The following is a 19,668-nucleotide window of genomic DNA, read 5'->3' on the forward strand; positions in this document are numbered from 1 at the left end:
ATAACCTGTATTATTTCTTACGCTTATCGTCAACCTTCCACTGCCCATCAGTGTACCAAGCGGACCAGCCCGTGGCCTTACCCTCAGCATTTTCTGACATCACATATTGTTGCTTCGTTTTGCGGCTGTACCTTACGACCGCCAAGTTTCCATCTGGATCTTGTGCGGGTGCATCGGCCAAATAATAAAACTTAGGCGATAAGCGATCGCGAAAACGTGCTAACTCTTCAACTTTAGGCGCTCGCGTTTCTCTTGATTTAGGGAAATTATGCGCCGCAAGGAATATACCTGACGCCCCATCCCTCAAGACAAAGTGAGCATCACTGTTTTGGCAAGGCAATTCAGGCAAATCTACAGGATCTTCTTTAGGTGGCGCTGGCTCACCGTTGCGCAATAATTTCCGCGTGTTTTTACATGCGTCATTGGTACACCCGAAGTATTTACCAAAGCGACCATTTTTGAGCTCCATGTCAGACCCACACTTATCGCATTCGATAATGGGACCATCATAACCCTTAAGCTTAAACGTACCGGCTTCAACATACGTGCCCGGACAAGTCGGCGTATTACCGCATACATGAAGTTTGCGTTTTTCATCAACGAGATAACTGTCCATCGCGGTTCCACAAACATCACATCGACGTTTTGAACGCAGCGCTTCGGTTTCTAATTCTTCTTCATCGTCTACTTTGATGACTTCGTCACCCGGCGTCAGGTTCATTGTGTTAGTACAACGTTCTTTCGGCGGTAAGTTATAGCCCGAGCAACCTAAGAAAACACCTGTACTTGCAGTCCGTATATTCATTTTACGACCACACGAAGTACAATCAATATTGGTTGGAACTGCCTGATTGGGACGCATTCCACCATCATCAGGATCTTTTTCGGCTTGCAACAGTTTCTGGTAGAAATCTTTATAGAACTCGTCTAACACTGACTTCCAGTTTTTCTTACCCTCAGCGATATCATCAAGGCGCTGTTCCATATTGGCAGTGAAATCATAACCAATCAGATCATCAAAGTTTTCCATCAACCGGTCATTCACTATCTCGCCCATTTTTTCAGCGTAAAAGCGTTTATTCTCTAGGCGAACATAACCACGATCTTGGATAGTAGAAATAATGCTGGCATAAGTAGACGGTCTGCCTATACCGCGTTTTTCAAGCTCTTTAACCAATGAAGCTTCGTTAAAGCGGGCAACCGGTTTGGTGAAATGCTGTTTAGGATCCAATGCTTGCAAGTTCAGCTTATCGCCAACTTTAACATCGGGGAGCGTTAATTCTTCGTCTCCTTTCTTGCGGATCTGCTGTTGGACCTTGGTCCAACCGTCAAATTTCAATACTCGACCTTTCGCAGTCAATTCAAAATCGCCGGCTTTGACGCGGATAGTTGTCGCATCATATTTCGCAGGGGGCATCTGACATGCCACAAATTGGCGCCAAATCAACTCGTACAGCCTCTGAGCGTCACGTTCCATGTCACCCAATGCACTTGCCTTAATAGCAACATTTGAAGGCCTTATCGCTTCGTGAGCTTCTTGCGCACCTTCTTTGCTTCCGTATGAGTTAGGTTTTTCAGGTAAATAGGCTGAGCCAAAGTTTTCTGCAATATAATCGCGACAGCTCGCAACCGCTTCTTGACTCAAATTAGTTGAATCAGTTCTCATGTATGTGATGTGGCCCGCCTCATACAGGCGCTGCGCCATCATCATAGTCTTTTTAACGCCAAACCCTAAGCGTGTACTAGCGGCTTGTTGCAATGTAGACGTTATAAAAGGGGCACTCGGTCTGCTTGATGTCGGTTTTGATTCACGTTGTAATACCTCGTAATCTGACGAAGTTAACAACGCGACCGCTTTATCCGTCTCGGCCTTATTTTTAGGCTTGAATGTATCACCATTTTGTTTTGCAACCAGCATGCGTAAATCGGTTGCTCCCGATTTAAGATCAGCATGTACATCCCAAAACTCTTCAGGAACAAACGCCTTAATTTCGCGCTCTCGCTCAACCACTAGTCGAACAGCAACTGATTGCACACGACCCGCAGACAAGCCTCTGGCTATTTTCTTCCACAGTAACGGCGATACCATAAAGCCAACAACGCGATCAAGAAAGCGTCGGGCTTGCTGTGCGTTCACTCTCGCAGTATTTACGTCACCAGGGTGCTCAAACGCTTCTTGAATAGCATTTTTGGTGATTTCGTTAAACACTACGCGTTTATATTCTTTGTCTTTAGTGCCAAGTAACTCTTGAAGGTGCCATGCAATCGCCTCCCCCTCTCTATCCAAATCCGTTGCGAGATAGATAGTGTCAGCGGTTTTGGCTAACTTTTTCAGTTCATTGACAACTTTTTCTTTGCCTTGAAGTACTTGATAGTGAGCGCGCCAATTATCTTCAGGATCAACACCCATACGATCAACTAACTTCAAGTATTCATGTTTGCGTAGGTAAGTTTGCTGTTCTTTTTCCGATAATTGCTTAAGTTCTTTTGCCGGTTTTTTCGGCTCTACTTTACCTAACGCTTTCGTTGGGAGGTCGCGAACATGGCCGACGCTAGATTTTACAATAAAATCTTTCCCTAAATATTTATTTATTGTTTTCGCCTTGGCAGGAGACTCCACAATAACCAGTGATTTCGACATTAAATTAAATTAAACCTATGATTTTAAATGGTTTTTAACAACATTCTCGCAACTAACACCACTGTCGCGGTACTTTTTTCTTTTTTAACATATATCGGCAAAGTGAATAGAAAACAAGTTCTTCTTCATACTTACGCACAATTGGTGGTTTTTACATCAATTCAACTGTTCACTTTTTAACCATCTCGATTGGCAGCCCCCTTTAAATGCGTATAATGCGTTGCACCTCCAATAATAATAGAGCAGGAAAAACTGAGTATATGCAGCATTTTGAAGTGAATTTTGATGGCCTTGTAGGACCAACACACAACTATGCAGGCTTGTCATATGGCAACGTTGCATCATTGAATAATGCGAATGCAACGAGTAGCCCCAAACAGGCCGCTAAACAGGGTTTGCAAAAAATGAAAGCACTCTCTGATTTGGGTATGGTTCAGGGCATGCTAGCGCCTCAAGAACGTCCAGACATATATGCATTACGCCGACTAGGTTTCACCGGCAGTGATGAACGCGTATTAAAGGATGCATATGAGCAAGCGCCTCAGATTTTTCTTGCTTGTTGTTCAGCATCTAGTATGTGGACAGCAAATGCTGCGACCGTCTCACCCAGCGCAGACACGGCAGATGGCCGAGTGCATTTCACGCCGGCTAACCTAACCAACAAGTTTCACCGTAGTTTGGAACCACAGGTAACGGGCAATATTTTGAAAGCGATTTTCGCGAACGAAAAGTATTTTGCTCACCATAAGCATTTGCCAGACAATGAGCATTTTGGCGATGAAGGTGCAGCAAACCACACTCGGTTATGCAACGAATATGGGTTTTCTGGCGTTGAGCTATTTGTGTATGGTCGCTATGCGTTTGATACAAGTAAACCCGCGCCCGTTAAGTACCCCGCTCGCCACACATATGAAGCGTGTCAGGCAGTGGCTCGCCTCCATGGATTAAGTGATGACAGTGTCGTGTACATCCAACAAAACCCTGATGTAATCGATCAGGGTGTATTCCATAATGATGTTATCTCTGTAGGAAATCAGAATGTATTGTTCTATCACGAGCAAGCTTTCCTCGATACCGACAAGAAGCTAGCTGAGATCCAACGTAAGTTTGGCGACAGTCCAGTACACTTTATTAAAGTTCCGACCGCTGAAGTCAGCGTCGCGGACGCTGTTAAGACCTATCTATTTAACACGCAAATTATTACGTTGCCCAACAATGAAATGGCGATTATTGCCCCCACCGAATGTGAAGAAAGTGCAGCGGTGAAGCAGTATTTAGACAAGCTGGTCACATTGGGCACACCTATTAAGCAGGTTAAATACTTCGACGTTAAGCAAAGTATGCAAAATGGCGGTGGCCCTGCGTGTTTGCGGTTACGCGTAGCCATGAATGACGTAGAACTTGCTGCTGTGAATCCAAACGCACTAATGAACGACAATCAGTTTGCGCGTTTAAATCAGTGGGTCGATAAGCATTACCGTGATGAACTGTCGGTAAAAGATTTATGTGACCCACAGCTTCTGATTGAGTCACGCACAGCGCTTGATGAATTAACTCAAATCATGAAATTGGGTTCAGTGTACCCATTCCAAAAAGACTAAATCCAAAGCCCCCGGAGTTCGTTTCACCGGGGGCTTTTACTTTGCTCCAAAGTTCACTTGCCCATTGGCTAAAACACTTAATCTTATTCATCGATACTCTAACCACAAACATAACGTAAGTACTCTATCTAATATCGTTTAAATATCGGTTAAAACCTGCTTGTAACGTTGCAAAAATTTGATTCAACGAGACATAGTTGTGAGCGTTTAGCATTTAAGATTTTCACCTTGAATCAATCTACAAAATATAAGACGGTGTTTAAAACCTAGAAAGGTAAGAACCCATAAAAAAAGCCGCTCATTTGAGCGGCTTCGGATATTAATCAGTTGTTGAACAATCTGGTAGCACGCCAAACGGGTTTGGCGGTGGTGGTGACGCTTCAACGTTCACGTCACTTGCAGCCACTGGCAATGTGAGTTGTAAGCTGTCTGTTGCTTCACTACCTGACGAATTACCGAACGCCGACACCAATACATCAGTCCATGGCGCATATTGCTTCGGATAACGCAATTCGATTGTGGCCTGACCGTTTGTGTCAGTCGAGTTATCGCCATCTTGGAACGCAACCGTACCGATAATACCTGGGGTTAACTCACCGTCGCCGTTGTTATCTTCTCCGGCATCTAGGAAGCCATTCGCATCAATATCTTCATTCGGACAGAAAATAGTACGAACTGGATACCACACGCGTAGATCTGGATCCCATTCCCAGTAGCCCTTGTAATAACCACCACCCTGCGAGAACTTCACTGGCGTTGAAGATACCGTCAAATCAACATTTGCTACTGCCTGACCAACAGAGTCGGATACGAACACTGCAATTTCTTTCATATATGAAGCTGAGTCAGGAATATTAATATCCTTACCCGTACCAATTGATAGGTCAAACGCTCGCTCACCAACCGTCAACGTTGTAAAGTTTGTTACCGCTGGGTTATCAGATACTGTTGCATGAACAATAACAGCATCTTCACTGCTGGTTGCATTACTGGTGTATACGGTCGATGCAATACCGTTGCTATCCGTTGTAGCGGTGCTCGGCTCGATGCTACCACCACTGATATCGTCAAGGCGGAACTCAAGTAGTTTACCTTTCACCAAGTTACCAGACCCATCACGTACGATTGCAGTAATAGTACTCTTCTTGCCTTCTGGACCAATTAGATCCGGTGATGCATCAACGTAGATTGTTTGTGCATCTGTCGCGATAAACTCAACCGAACCACGTGCAGTCACTTCATTGCCACCGCCATCAACACCTAAGGCTGAGAGTGATGAAACACCTGCATCAGTTGAGCTAATGCTAAATGAAGCAACACCGTTCGAATCCGTTTGCTGAGCATTGGTGTTTAATGTGCCGCGAGACGCCGTTAGCGAGACAGTACCACCCACTAGCGGAGTGCCATCTTTATACCAACGAATACGAATCGTCGCATTTTCACCTAACTCAACATCTTCTGTCGGTAACGTTGAGAAACTAAAATCATCCTCTTGCACCACTATATCAATACTGGTTTCAGTGTTTAGCGCCGATGCAACAATGGTATCCGTGCCTGATACCGATGAGCTGTAATTAACCGTTACCTGACCATTTTCATTGGTTGACGGAGACGTATTGTCTAACGTGCCAAATTGAGCACTCAATTGAACAGTTTGATTAGGGATACCTGTACCATCAGAATCGGCAACAATGATCGTGACTGGTGAGCTATCATCGATAATCACGCTTGATGGTGCATTCAAGTTTATTTCAGTTCCTACGACTTCTACGTCTACCGTATTAGTCAAGTTGCTGGTTGAAGCTGTTGCCGTAATCGTACGTAGTGCTTTATTAGACGTAGAAAGTAATGCCCGCGCGGTACCATCAGCTTGTGTGACAGCATTTACAATTTGCAGTGACGCATCTTGGTTTGCAGAGAAATCTACTTGAATACCTTCCATTAAAATATTTTGCTCATTCTTAACTAACGCAATCAGCTCGACTTGATCCGAGCCACTCGACGCGAGTTGAATAGACGATGCAAAGAATTCTAATGAAGTCGGCAATTCTCCGACGATAACTGAACCTGATGATTTAAACCCGACTGATGCGGTTTCAGCAGTGCCAGCGTTCGCCAATACTAAACCGTCACCTGAATCTTCACCGACCAGAATGTCGATGGTAGCGACGCCATCACTTCCTGTTAACGCCGTTCCTGTGTCATTACCAAATTCAGCTAAACCATCGATGCTGAAAGAAAATGTCACCAGTTCGTCGTTCACCGGATCGCCATCTTGGGTAACGGTGGCGACAATAGTCAGCGGTGCGCCTGATGCTAATTCATTTTGCGGTTGACCATCACTATCTACTATTTGCAGTGATATGGCCATGACCGATGCTGTAGGGGGATCTGGTTCTATAGTTCCTTCTCGGGAGATTTCTCCCCCGCCGCCACATGCCGCAAGTAACAGGCTGAGCATCATAAAGATTATTTTAGGTATTGATGATAGCTTTACATTCATTGGTTTTCCCCGCTATGGTTTCCATCCACTGACCACAGTTTGGTGTCTAAAAAGGTTCAGGTTAATCGGCAAACTTGTTAGGCTATCAACTACAACAACAATAACACTCGGAAATTGCATGTCTGAAGCTCCTACTACTAAATATAGCCTAACTGCACGAATTTTTATCGGCATGATTGCCGGAATCGTTATCGGCAGTTTGCTTCAACTTCTCGCTGATGATAGCGGAGATTTACTCATTAGCCTATTTGGTATGGAGTTTTCCGCGTATAGAATTTTAGTAGACGGTATATTTTCAACTTTAGGTACTATCTTTATAGCCAGTTTGAAAATGCTGGTAGTTCCTTTGGTGTTCGTGTCTTTGGTATGTGGTACCAGCAGTTTGTCGGAACCCAGTAAATTAGGCCGCTTAGGTGCGAAATCTATCGGTTTGTATATTTTTACAACCTTTATCGCCATTTCAATTGCGATGTTTTTTGCCTTGCTAATCCAGCCGGGGTCTGGTGTAGAGAGACCTACAGACGCTCAATTCAGTGCTAATCAAGCCCCACCACTGTCTGAAGTATTTATCAATATGTTCCCTTCCAACCCTATTAATTCAATGGCAGAAGGTAACATGCTACAAATTATCGTGTTTGCCGTGCTATTCGGTATTGCGATGGCGATGACAGGCGATGCCGGCAAACGTATTGGTAAATTCTTCGATGATATCAACACCGTTATCATGAAGTTAGTAACGATCATTATGAATCTTGCGCCCTATGGTGTATTTGTATTGATGGCGAAGTTATTTGCGACCGTCGGTACTGATATGTTGGGTAGCTTGGCGAAGTATTTCTTTTTGGTCTTTTTTGTTTTAATCGCGCATGCCTTATTCACCTATCCCCTTTTACTGAAGTTTTTTACCGGGTTAAACCCAATAATTCTCCTGCGAAAAATGCGTGATGCTGCCCTATTTGCATTTAGTACATCAAGCAGCAGTGCGACTTTACCCGTCACACTGGAAACCGCTCGCTACAAGTTAGGGGTAAAACCTACAGTATCATCCTTCACCATCCCACTTGGGGCGACCATCAATATGGACGGTACCGCTATCATGCAAGGCGTAGCGACCGTATTCATCGCTCAGGTATACGGCGTCGACTTATCAACAACAGACATGCTTATGGTTGTAGTCACTGCAACGCTCGCGTCTATCGGCACCGCTGGCGTTCCCGGCGTTGGTTTGATCATGTTAGCGATGGTACTGCAACAAGTTAATCTGCCAGTCGAGGGTATTGCTTTAATCATCGGTATCGATCGGTTACTCGATATGACACGAACCGTTGTCAATATTACCGGTGACTGCACGGTAGCGTGTATCGTGGCTAACAGTGAGAAAGAGTTGGATCGTAACACTTATCATGATCCTGATGCTGGGGGAAGCAAAGAGGAAGTCGACTTTACCGACTTCTCGCACAATAAACCCTAGTCAAAAAAAGCGCCGATTGGCGCTTTTTTTTTAATCTGAAAGGTAATATTCAACAGTTGATACCACCCTCACCTTTTTAATGTGAGGGTTATTATTGTCACGCGCAGAAATCGTGAATTGGCCTTGTGACGCACGTTTAATTTTACCCAGCCGACTTTGAGAGTCAGATGCAAACTTTTCCGCTACCTCGCGCGCTTTGCGCGTTGCCTCTTCGACCATCTCAGGTTTAACATCATTTAATCGAGTGAACAAGTACTCGGTTTGGCCATTGTAATTCCCACCCGTCAAGACAATGCCCTGTTTACCTAAATCGCTTAATTTCCCCATAACGGCTCGCACGGTATCGATATCGTTAGAATATACAGTGACCGTTTGAAAAGCCGTATATCGAAACTCTGCTCGCGCATTACCACCATACTGCTGTGCCGATTTATCGGTAATGTTCGGAGACGAGACCGTAATGTCATCATCACCTAATCCGTTGGAGGTTAAAAATTGTTTTATCGCTTGCGTATTTTGTTCAATTTCTTGATACAGCGATGAGAGTTCATTACTGGCAATATTGAATTGAATTGGCCAAATGACGATATCTGCAGGGTATTCTCTCTCTGATAACCCTTTGACCGTCACCGAGCGTTCAAACGCCTTAAAATCCAACGCTGACTTACCCAGCGTCATACCCAGTAGTAGGCAACCAATGATAAACGAAATACCCAGTATCCAAGGCTTGGATGCATTCATAATTTATAAAACCTCGTGTCATTATTTAACCAATTAACGAAACGAGAGCACGCGTTTCGTTCACTAATCCGCAATTAGAACAATTGGTTAAGTCACAAATGTACATGAAATGTAGCGACTTTATGCTCATTTCGCACAAAAAAATGGCACTCGAATACTGAGAAACGATCGCTTATGTAAGTACAGTAAGTAGCTATAAAACGGCTTTTACTCACATTCAATGCTTGGACGTTTAAAGTCCTCTACAATCCAAGCCTCATTTGATGAATTCCAGCGCGCAAATACCGTATAGTGGCAAGGTGTTGAAACCGTTCTACCACCAGAAATGGTAGATACTGAATTTACCCAATCTACATGTTTACCGTCCTTTGTCACTTCTGTTGTTGTGACCGTCACCGGATCTGTGTACTCACGATTCTGAACCCATTGAAACGCTCTGCGGCCATCGCCCATATCAAACGCGTTATCCGGTGGTCCCATATCAACCATTACGCTTCTTACGTCTTTACCAACAAAACCTTGTAACGTTTGCGACATACAGCCGGTTAGCGCCGCAACGATAAATAACAATGCTGCTTTTTTCATAATCATTATTCCTTATTAACGGGTTTAGACATTAAATAATCGGCTAACGCCTGATAGGCTGGCAATGAAGTTGGATCTATATAGCCATTTTTAGCCAGCGGGTAAGACGACAAACGAACAATCACCATATCAGCTGTAGGATCCACGTATATTGTCTGTCCATGCACACCTCTGGCTGCAAATGCCTTGTTTTGATTGTGGAAAACCCACCACATGCTTCTATAACTAGCTCCAGGTAAGGTTTTATACCCGGCTTGAGCGAATAACTGCTGGTCTCCACCGCTTTGGATACTGTCTAAAACTGAGCTAGGAAAAACTTGAATACCGTTTAATTTGCCGTCATTCAGCATCAAAAGACCAATTTTTGCTAAATCTCGTAAACCGGCACTTAAACCACCACCGGCAAACGCAGTACCATAGGCGTCAACCGTCATATAGGCGTCTTGTTCCGCACCTATTTTTCGCCATATTTTATAAGACAAAAATTCAGCCAATCCCATTCCCGTAATGCGACTAATAACCCAACCCAACGCGTCCGTATTGATCGTCTTGTAGCCAAACTCTGAACCATGTTCTGCATTTTGTTTTACCGTTTGCAAGTACTCAAAATAGCCGTTTGGTCCTTTATAATCAGGCGCTTTAGGTAGTGGGCTTGCAGCCGCAGAGTATTGCCAGATATCCGCTTGAGGATCTGCATAATCCTCACTGTATTGTAGTGACGTAGTCATATCCATTACTTGACGAACCGTAGCGCTGCCAAAAGCGCTATCACGCAGTTCAGGAATGATGTCCTGTACAAGTAATGTCTCGTCAAGATAACCTTCAGCGATCAGAATTTCTGCCATTAGTCCCGTCAATGACTTGGTCATAGACATTGCAGCATGCTGACTTTCCTCGTTTAAACATCCCGAATAATATTCATAAACAATACGACCGCGATGTAACACAACAACGCCATCGGTGTAATTAGCATCCAATGATTGCCGCCAAGACATCGTTTCATCTTGGTTTAGAGGTTGGAATTGAAGTGAATCGATAGCCGGATCTAACGCGTAATCAAGCCGGCTCGGAGCCCCAAGGCCACGGCTAACTCGTTTCGTCGGTAATAGCTCTCGAATATGACAAACCGTCCAACGTAATTTAGGGAAACTAAAATAATTGCTTTGCGGCTGCGTGATGCGCTTTTCAGGTGGGGGTGGCGTGCCTTGCATCCAGGCTAATGACCTAGGGTCTGAAGCCTCTGCATCTAAGAATTTAACAGGGGAGGAGCTGGCATATGCGAATTGCACAGCGCATATTGCCAATAAACACACACAGTGTGGGTAACGTAACTTCATATGACTTGCTGCCTTGCCGGGAAAAGTTGGAGTCGTTTAATATTCATTGTTCTGTTGGCTTTTCTTGCATTATACCAATCAGATTTCCATCAGGATCTTTTAAGAAACCAATCCATAAATCGTGATCGCTCATTTGAGCAGCCATCGCAGGCACTCTTTCAGCTGTCGCGCCTTGTTCAACAGCATTGGCATAGAAGCCTTCAATTTGGCTCACTTTGAAATAGGGTATTGAGTTAGCTCCAATCTGCCCAGAACCTTGAGGCGTGGTAAGCATAATGCGTGTTTCACCGCATTGTAAAAACGCTAGGTTTTCATTGGGAGAGAATAAAAAAGGTAACGCTAAAACATCCCGGTAAAAGGTTAATGCGCTGCTGATGTCCTTCACCGTTATGGCTAATTGGCCAATAGCTTCAATTTGATTGTTCATGATTAACTGTTACCTACAGATTATGGCTTACGCTTCATAACACCAGAGAATTCCAATGCAGCTTCCAGCTCACGAAAATCAACATTAACCAACTCCCACCCTTGTGCACCAAGCTCATTCAAATAGGCTTCCACATCTTCGCGCCTGCGCCCTTTAAATAACCCCGCTGACTCGACATCCTTAGAATCAACAATCTTATATTCAAATCTATCCATAATTATTCCTGTGAACGCTTAACAAAAAATGCAAGTTAGCTAACTATAGACAGAGCCATCATAGTTTGCACAGATGCAAATGCTGGCATTCAAAATAAATTTGGGGTAAACGAATTATCTAATGACTTAAAGCACTTGCAGGAGAGACTTTAGCCGCTTTAGACGCCGGGTAAAGCGTAGAAATAATAGTCAGCACGCTGGCGATGACGGCGGTTACCACCACATCGTGCCATTGCAATTCGGTTGGTAAGAAATTGACAAAATAGATGTCGCCTGAGAGCAATTGAATACCGACCAAACGCTCTAATGCACCGATCCAATCACTTAAATTGATGGCGGTAATGACACCGAGCAAACACCCTAAAATTATACCAATAAAGCCATTGATCAGCCCTTGGATTAAAAACGTCAGCCGTATTCGACTGTCATTTAGTCCCATCGTTTTGAGAATACCAATACTTGAGCGCTTTTCCTCTACCGTCATAACAAGCCCTGAGACGATATTAAAGCACGCTACTGCAATAACCAGCGTCAAGGCAATATATACGATTAAACGCACCAACTGTATGTCTTGATATAAATGGCCCTGAGTACGTGTCCAATCAGAAATATAAACGGCTTGGTCAAAATTGTAGCCAATATCGCGCATGGTATTGTAGGCGTCGAATGGGTCATACAATTCAAAGCGTAAGCCCTGCGCACCATGGTCAATATTAAGTTTTTCAACTGCCACTGATAGCGGTAAAAAGCCTATTTTGTTGTCCAATTCACCGCCAATCGAAAAACTGCCAATCAGGGTTAGCCATATGGTTTGAGGCGCTTTAAAAGTTAAATCTTCTGTTACTGTCGGTATCAAAAGTTGGACTTTTTCACCCACGCTCAAGCCCAGAGATTCAACAATACCGGCCGCTAGAATCACACCATTATCTTGTGCCGAAAAAGCCTCTTTGCTTTGCTCATCGACATAACTAAACAACGCATTTTGTTCTATTTCAGTCGGCGACAACGCCGTCAGATCAACCGCTTTCATGCTACTTCCCACCTGCAACATACCGGTTAACTTAGCGTAAGGTTGAACGTGTTTGATTCGACCGTCTTGTGAAAAGGTTCTGGCTGCCATTTGCCAATCGGCAATACCCTGAGACGACACTGCTTGCAGCTCACCGTGAGGAATAAAGGATAATACACGCTGTTTAAGTTCTCGCTCGAAACCGTTCATAACGGAAAGCAACAATATCAGTACAAAACAGCCTAATCCGACGCCAAATGTAGAGGAAAAAGAAATAAACGAAACAAAACCGTTAGTTTGTTTAGCGCGCCTAAAACGGGTGGCTAATTGCCATACCAATGGCATCAACGCACCTCCTCTAGGTGACCTGCTGAAAGGCTTAATATTCTATCAAATTGTTCAGCAAAGGCGTTGTCATGAGTAACCACCACAAAAGCGGTATCCAGAGACGCTCTCAGCTCAGTCAACAATTCGGCGATGGTTTCACCTGTTGCTTTGTCCAAATTACCCGTCGGCTCATCAGCCAATACTAATTGCGGCTCGTTGACCAACGCCCGGGCAATCGCTACACGTTGTCGTTCACCACCGGATAGTTTGGCGGGTTGATGCTTCAGTCGATGAGAAAGCCCTACTCTATCCAACATACTGGTAGCTTTTTCTTCGGCTTGCTTTGGATTTATCCCGGCGATCAATAACGGCATCGCAACGTTTTCTAATGCACTAAATTCGGGCAATAAATGATGGAATTGATAAACAAAGCCCATCGTGTGATTACGAAAGTCAGCTTGTTGCTGACTATTCATATCAAACAATGCGTTGCCATTTATTTCTATACTACCGCTGGTTGGTGTGTCTAAGGCGCCAAGAATATGCAGTAATGTTGATTTTCCGGAGCCACTGCTGCCTAGAATCGCGACCTGCTCTCCCGCATTCACACTAAAATTAACATTTTGTAAAACATCGATGGACTTCTCTCCGTCTTTAAATGATTTACACAGCGCGTGACAAGTTAACAATGGAGGCATAAACAATAGTAGCTTTATCAGATAGATGCGCGAATGATAACGCAAATTTCAACCAAGCTGACAATTAATCGACGATTTATTTTGTCACTATAACGTCATCAATCGTTCACGATTCTGTCAAGCGAAGGCTATACGCTATCAATCCGAGTAGATCCTACAGACTTGGACACATTATGCCTACACCTCGCATTAAAGCCCGCAGTGTATTTCTTTCAGACATTCATCTCGGCAGCCGTGACTGTAAAGCTGAGTTATTACTTGATTTTCTCGACGCCTTAGAATGCGAACAACTCTATTTAGTTGGCGACATTGTTGATATGTGGCAAATGAGTAAGCAATTTCGCTGGCCCAAAGCCCACAATGATGTTCTTCATAAGCTGATGGAGTTCAGTCACCAAGGAACCCGTGTGGTTTTCTTGCCCGGTAATCACGACGCGCCGTTACAAAAATACGATGGCATGTCGTTTGGTGAAGTGGATATCCAACGAGAAACCATTCATACCACTGCCGACGGTAAACGATATCTTGTTTTGCATGGTGATCAGTTTGATGCCGATGTGACGCTAGGTTGGTTCCACCAATGGATGGGTGACAAAGGTTACGATTTTTTACTCACTCTGAACCGTTGGTATAACCATTACATGCAGCGTCGTAATAAACGTTACTGGTCGCTTGCCAGCTATATAAAAAGGCGCATAAAAGGTGCAAACCTCGCCATTGATCGATACCGCAATGCGGTGTGTCGCAGAGCGGCTGAGTATCAGGTAGATGGCGTTATTTGTGGCCATATACACCACCCTGAATCTGTAACCGTACATGGCGTTCACTATGTCAACGACGGTGATTGGGTGGAAAGCTGCTCCGCACTCATTGAACTCGAATCTGGTGAGTTACGTCTACTGACCAACAGTATGATTGATGCGGCTATTGCGCCAGCTGAAGTTATACCTTTCACACGTCATCACGCTGCTTAAGAGAGACATACTATGTTCACTGTATCTGATGTAATTGAGCAACATTATCCACAATTGTCTGAGCGACCATTGTTATATAAATCGTCCAGTTTTTTGCTTAAGCACTTACTCAATGAAGACGAATTTGCAGCATTCGCAGAAACCTATCCTCACTTGCACGACATAGACTTTGTCGAACAAGTATTAGAGTACTTCAACATCAGCTTTTCTGTACGCGATAGCGAGAAAGAAAACATCCCCAGCGAAGGAAAAGTGGTCATCATTGCAAACCACCCTATCGGTTCACTTGATGCGCTGGTACTGATTAAATTGCTCAGTGAAGTACGCAGCGATCTTAAGGTTGTTGCTAACACTATGTTAATGGCAATTAAGCCGCTAAATGACATGTTACTTCCCGTCAATAACATGGGCGGCAGAACCCCAAAACAAAATCTTGCCAACATTAGAAAGCACCTTCACGGCGGTGGTGCAGTATTGATATTCCCAGCAGGTGAAGTGTCTCGCCTTCGTCCTCAAGGTGTGCGTGATACCCATTGGCATACTGGCTTTTTACGTATCGCTCAATCGGTACAAGCCCCGGTTTTGCCGATGTTCGTTGATGCCAAAAACTCGGCATTATTCTACGGTGCATCGATGCTTTACAAACCCTTAGCGACGGCGCTGTTAGTCAAGGAAATGTTCAAACAACGTTGTGCGCATATCCCAGTTCGCATTGGTGAGCTAATTCCGCATAGCAGCTATGCAGGTATTAACTTGTCTATAGACGACACCACAAAACTGATGAAAAAGCATGTATACCGTGTCGGCCAAGGTAAAAAGCCACTCTTTATCACACAAAACCCAATAGCCTTACCTGAAGACAGACAGTGCTTAAAACACGCGATTAAAACTCAGTGTGAACATTTAGGCACAACCAGTGATGGCAAGCTCATATATTTATATCAACATACACGCAGCTCTCCTATCATGCGGGAGATTGGCCGATTGCGCGAAATTGCATTTCGTGCTGTTGGCGAAGGCTCTCTGAAACGTAGAGATATAGACGTTTTCGACAGTCACTATTACCACTTGATATTGTGGGATGATAACGATCTCGAAATAGTTGGCGCCTACCGCTTAGGTGATGCTAAGCAATTATCTGCGCCCAATCATCCAACCGGGTTATATTCTGCGACGTTGTTTGATTATTCGCCTCAATGCCAGGCCATGATGGATAAAGGGCTAGAGCTTGGACGTAGTTTTGTGCAACCGCGCTATTGGGGCAAGCGCAGTCTCGATTATTTATGGTACGGGATCGGTGCTTTTTTAAATCGTTACCCCAATTACCAATATATGTTTGGCGCTGTTAGCATCAGTAACGCGCTGCCTGAGCCAGCCAAAGCCCTCTTGGTAAACTTTTATTCATCTCGGTTCACTCAGTTAGATTCTCAACCTGAGTTAAAGGCAACAGCGGTAACGCCCTACGGTGGTCATTTACAAAGTCCAGTAAACTTTATTGACAGCGATTACGCTTCCGCATTTAAACAATTGAAGCACTTGCTCGCCAATATTGGTTGCAATGTTCCGACACTATTTAAACAGTATTCAGAAATATGTGAGGAAGGTGGCGTTGCGTTTCTAGATTTTAACGTGGATCCTGATTTTAACCACTGCATAGATGGCCTAGTCGTTGTTGATACCGCCACAATGCAGGCTAAGAAGCATAAACGTTACATACAAGTGCATCAACACCAAGAAAAGGCTGGTTAATCCAGCCTTACCCCAGCCAACTACTTAACAAACGAGAATAGACCCGCTGTAACCGTTTAATCTCAACCAAAGGTACGCGTTCGTTGACTTGATGAATGGTAGTGTTGGGTACGCCTAGCTCCACAACCTGAGTGCCTTCACTGGCAAAAAAACGGCCATCCGATGTGCCTCCTGCGGTGCTCAACTTTGGATACCGCCCAGTGGTATCAACAATCGCTTGCTCGGCGAGTCTGATCAAACAGCGCTCGGAATTGCGCGGCTGGCTCAAATAAGCGGTGCACGGCCGTTGCCACGTAATACTGTAGTGTGACGTCACCCGTTCAACGGCCGTCATAATAAGCGTTTGCAATTCGCCTTCGGTAAAATCGCTGGCATAGCGAACATTAAAATTAATCGTACACCGACCCGGAATAATGTTGTCTGAGAATGCGCCAGTGTCAATCTGCGTAATTTGCAAACTGGTGCCAGGAAAATCTTCAGAACCGCAGGCAAAGGGCAATTCACTTAATTCGTGGGCAACGTGTGCCGCAAGGAGTGCCGCATTAATAGCCTTGCTCGGATAAGCCACATGGCCTTGTTTGCCATTTAACAGTAGTGTGCCTGATAAAGAACCCCTTCGCCCTACTTTTAAAGTATCGCCTGTGTGAGCACTTGCAGTGGGCTCCCCTATCAACACACTATCAAACTGGACTCCCTGATTATCAAGGTAAGCTTTTATGGCTTTACTGCCATCTTCAGCTTCTCCTTCTTCATCACTGGTTATAAGAAACCAAAATGAAGTACTGGGATCTAGACAATGCCAATCGAACTGCTGACAGGCAGCCAGCATCGCTGCAACGCCCGTTTTCATATCCGCCACACCGCGGCCATAAAGGCTATCGCCTATGATGTTGGCCGCGAACGGATCGCATTGCCACAGATCCATTGGACCGGGCGGCACAACATCAGTATGACCGTTAAACGCAATATGCCGCTCGCCATTACCGATGCGTGCAATCAAATTACTCACCCCGTTCACATTGATTGTTTCACAATGAAATCCTAAGGGTTCGAGGAGCGATTGGATAATGCGCTGACAGCCGGCGTCATTGGGTGTAATAGATGGGCATTGAATAAGAGATTTGGCAATATCAATTGCCAGATTGGTACGCGCACTTGCAGATAAAAGTGTTGGCATAAAATATCGTAACTAATTGATTACCTATGCAACTATGCATGCCACGCATGACAAATCCGTTACGGTTTAACGACAATCTGATGACACTAAAAGCTAAGCCTAATTACGAATATGAGTGAAGTCTAAAAAGTGTGTTGAGCAGGAGATGCAGGGATCATAGTTTCGTATGATCTGTTCACAAAAATGTTTAATCTCCTGTTCAGGTTTATCCAGCCCAAACTGGCGCACAGATACTTTCAGATCTTGTTCAATGCGCGCTTGATTTTGGCTTGTGGGCGGAATGATCGTGCAATCCTCTACACGCCCTTGATTGTCTAATTCATAGCGATGAAAAATCAGACCTCGCGGTGCTTCAGTTGCAAATGTGCAGTGCCCAGCTTTGACATCATATCCCACACTCGCGGCTCCTGTAGGACAGTCTTGTTGCAGAATTTGCTGCGCCGAATAAAGAGTCCAGACACACTCTAAAGCCCTCGCTTGAATGCTGGTAAACATGTTCTGAGTGGGAAAACTCAAACCCAGTTCATTGGCCATATATTGAATATTTTCAGGCAGTAAGTCGAAATTCATGTTCATTCTGGCCAAAGGACCCACGAGGTAATCCTTGCCATCTAATAATGAATAAAAAGCGGTTGAATGTGCGACTTGATGCTCTTTAAAACTGTCCGGGTAACGCTCTGACGATATATTCAAACCACTGGACGAACAAACTCGTCCTTGATTCATGGCATATTCGTGTTCATCTCGTAAACACACACCGACAAAATCTTGTGTGTGCTGAGGTATTGTCAATTGAGCAGACCAATTTAACAACGCATTCACGGCAGGGATTGCGTCATTTACCACCCGTCTTGCGTTTTCCCATGCGGTTTTACTCGGTAACTGGCTAAAGCCCCCCACTTTCAAACCCACAGGGTGTACTGAACGCCCCCCCAATAATCGCATCAAGGTATTACCAGCCTCTTGGATCTGCATACCTCGCTTGAGCAGCTCACCGTGTGTTGCAGCCATTTGCAACGCACTGTCAAAACCATAGAAGTCGGGCATAGCAAGAAAGTGAATGTGCAACGAATGGCTCTGTAACCACTCGCCTAAATTCATCAACTTACGCAGTTCCACTAGCGGACGTGGTATCTCTACATCAAATAACGTCTCCATTGCCAGTATGGATGTCAACTGATATGCCATGGGGCAAATCCCACAAATTCGCGCACTGAGATCGGGGACTTCGGTATAAGACTTACCTTGCAACAATCGCTCAAACAACCTTGGCGGTTCGAATATTTTTAAATGCAGCGTTTCAATATGATCGCCCGAGGTTACAAGCTCTAATGCGCCCTCTCCCTCAACACGCGTAATGAAAGGCACTTTAAGGTTAATGGTGCGACCCTCGGTGAAACCTTCGGTAGGACCTTTACTCATTTAACCTCCTTGATTGGAATGTCACGCCATCGCTCAATTTGTTGACGATGTTGTTGTTGGTGACTGTGGATCCCGGCGAATACTTGCGCTATCGCTTCAGGTTGTAGACCTAATCCCTCAAAACGATTTGCAACCCCTTCCGTGTTAGCCTGACCGGATGGGCCAAAACAACCGAAACACGCGCGGCCAAATGACGGACACAACGCACCACAGCCAGTTCTGACAACTGGGCCTAAACATGGCGATTGATGTGTCACCATGACACACACATTTTGTGAACGCTTGCACGCCATGCAGACTTTTTCACTATTGTCTTTTGGCAAAACCCCGACTCGCAGTTGTTGTAGCAACTGTATTAATTGCTCATGGGTAACCGGACACCCCCACAATTCAAAATCGACTTTGACATGCTCCGCGACTGGCGTACATGTATCCAACGACTCAACAAACTCCGGTGAGGCATATACTGAGGCTTTCCACGCCTGTGCATCTGCAATATTGCGAAGTGCTTGAACACCACCGCTGGTAGCACACGCCCCCATAGTCACCAGCCACCGACAATTCTTACGCACTTGTTCAAGGCGTAACAGATCATCCTCAGTTGAGACACTCCCCTCTACCAATGCCACATCCACCGGCGTATCAGGATCATAGACGCCGGCCTCAATAAAATGAGTAAAATGCACAAAAGACATAACGTTGAGCAATTTGCTACCGAGGTTGATAAAGCCCAACTGGCAGCCAGAGCACGAGGTTAATTTATGGATGGCAACACTAAGGTGATCTGACAT

16 protein-coding genes are annotated in these 19,668 nt (G+C 44.7%); 4 read left to right on the top strand and 12 right to left on the bottom strand.

Annotated elements, in window-relative coordinates:
• Positions 1–10 precede the first annotated feature (10 nt).
• Positions 11–2,641 (bottom strand): type I DNA topoisomerase, encoded by a 2,631-nt coding sequence (topA, locus tag CSH93_RS02495; protein ID WP_100641632.1) that lies wholly within the window; start codon positions 2,639–2,641, stop codon positions 11–13.
• Between the two features lie 260 nt (positions 2,642–2,901).
• On the opposite strand from topA, the gene astB reads away from it, so the two are divergent.
• The gene (gene astB, locus CSH93_RS02500; RefSeq protein ID WP_100641633.1) at positions 2,902–4,242 is read left to right on the top strand and encodes an N-succinylarginine dihydrolase; all 1,341 of its coding nucleotides are present in this window, start codon (positions 2,902–2,904) and stop codon (positions 4,240–4,242) included.
• A 319-nt stretch (positions 4,243–4,561) separates the two neighbouring features.
• On the opposite strand, the gene CSH93_RS02505 is transcribed toward astB, so the two are convergent.
• Positions 4,562–6,745: an Ig-like domain-containing protein gene (locus CSH93_RS02505; protein ID WP_100641634.1), complete on the bottom strand. Its 2,184-nt coding sequence runs from the start codon at positions 6,743–6,745 to the stop codon at positions 4,562–4,564.
• A 118-nt stretch (positions 6,746–6,863) separates the two neighbouring features.
• Here CSH93_RS02505 and CSH93_RS02510 point away from each other — a divergent pair, with 118 nt between their 5' ends.
• The gene (locus CSH93_RS02510; RefSeq protein WP_100641635.1) at positions 6,864–8,216 is read left to right on the top strand and encodes a dicarboxylate/amino acid:cation symporter; all 1,353 of its coding nucleotides are present in this window, start codon (positions 6,864–6,866) and stop codon (positions 8,214–8,216) included.
• A 30-nt stretch (positions 8,217–8,246) separates the two neighbouring features.
• On the opposite strand, the gene CSH93_RS02515 is transcribed toward CSH93_RS02510, so the two are convergent.
• The 7 genes from CSH93_RS02515 to lolD all read right to left on the bottom strand — a co-directional run bounded on the left by CSH93_RS02515 (position 8,247) and on the right by lolD (position 13,555).
• A complete protein-coding gene (locus CSH93_RS02515; RefSeq protein WP_100641636.1) occupies positions 8,247–8,957 on the bottom strand; it encodes an SIMPL domain-containing protein in 711 nt (236 codons plus the stop codon).
• Between the two features lie 207 nt (positions 8,958–9,164).
• Complete coding sequence (locus tag CSH93_RS02520) at positions 9,165–9,542, bottom strand: hypothetical protein (RefSeq protein WP_124748924.1); 378 nt, start codon at positions 9,540–9,542, stop codon at positions 9,165–9,167.
• A 5-nt stretch (positions 9,543–9,547) separates the two neighbouring features.
• On the bottom strand, positions 9,548–10,879 hold the full coding sequence (locus CSH93_RS02525) for a serine hydrolase domain-containing protein (protein ID WP_164078276.1): 1,332 nt from the start codon (positions 10,877–10,879) through the stop codon (positions 9,548–9,550).
• 43 nt (positions 10,880–10,922) lie between these two features.
• Complete coding sequence (locus CSH93_RS02530) at positions 10,923–11,306, bottom strand: VOC family protein (RefSeq protein WP_100641638.1); 384 nt, start codon at positions 11,304–11,306, stop codon at positions 10,923–10,925.
• 20 nt (positions 11,307–11,326) lie between these two features.
• Positions 11,327–11,521, bottom strand: coding sequence for a DUF4177 domain-containing protein (locus CSH93_RS02535; protein ID WP_100641639.1), 195 nt, complete (start codon positions 11,519–11,521; stop codon positions 11,327–11,329).
• A gap of 118 nt (positions 11,522–11,639) precedes the next feature.
• The gene (locus tag CSH93_RS02540; protein WP_100641640.1) at positions 11,640–12,875 is read right to left on the bottom strand and encodes a lipoprotein-releasing ABC transporter permease subunit; all 1,236 of its coding nucleotides are present in this window, start codon (positions 12,873–12,875) and stop codon (positions 11,640–11,642) included.
• Positions 12,875–13,555, bottom strand: coding sequence for a lipoprotein-releasing ABC transporter ATP-binding protein LolD (lolD, locus tag CSH93_RS02545; protein WP_100641641.1), 681 nt, complete (start codon positions 13,553–13,555; stop codon positions 12,875–12,877). The genes CSH93_RS02540 and lolD overlap by 1 nt, the downstream gene beginning before the upstream one ends.
• Before the next feature lie 173 nt (positions 13,556–13,728).
• Here lolD and CSH93_RS02550 point away from each other — a divergent pair, with 173 nt between their 5' ends.
• Complete coding sequence (locus tag CSH93_RS02550; RefSeq protein WP_100641642.1) at positions 13,729–14,529, top strand: UDP-2,3-diacylglucosamine diphosphatase; 801 nt, start codon at positions 13,729–13,731, stop codon at positions 14,527–14,529.
• A gap of 12 nt (positions 14,530–14,541) precedes the next feature.
• Positions 14,542–16,278 carry a bifunctional ornithine lipid synthase OlsF gene (olsF, locus tag CSH93_RS02555; protein WP_100641643.1) on the top strand — a complete coding sequence of 579 codons (1,737 nt, stop codon included), beginning with the start codon at positions 14,542–14,544 and terminating at the stop codon, positions 16,276–16,278.
• 7 nt (positions 16,279–16,285) lie between these two features.
• Here olsF and dapE read toward each other — a convergent pair whose 3' ends face one another.
• The 3 genes from dapE to CSH93_RS02570 form a co-directional block, all read right to left on the bottom strand.
• Positions 16,286–17,455, bottom strand: a complete 1,170-nt coding sequence (gene dapE / locus CSH93_RS02560) for a succinyl-diaminopimelate desuccinylase (RefSeq protein ID WP_100641644.1) — start codon at positions 17,453–17,455, stop codon at positions 16,286–16,288.
• A gap of 99 nt (positions 17,456–17,554) precedes the next feature.
• A complete protein-coding gene (locus tag CSH93_RS02565; protein ID WP_100641645.1) occupies positions 17,555–18,877 on the bottom strand; it encodes a Ni/Fe hydrogenase subunit alpha in 1,323 nt (440 codons plus the stop codon).
• Complete coding sequence (locus CSH93_RS02570) at positions 18,874–19,668, bottom strand: NADH-quinone oxidoreductase subunit B family protein (protein ID WP_100641646.1); 795 nt, start codon at positions 19,666–19,668, stop codon at positions 18,874–18,876. Before CSH93_RS02570 ends, CSH93_RS02565 begins: the two co-directional genes overlap by 4 nt.

Source organism: Neoalteromonas facilis (genome assembly GCF_002807665.1).
Classification (GTDB): Bacteria; Pseudomonadota; Gammaproteobacteria; order Enterobacterales; family Alteromonadaceae; genus Alteromonas_E; species Alteromonas_E facilis.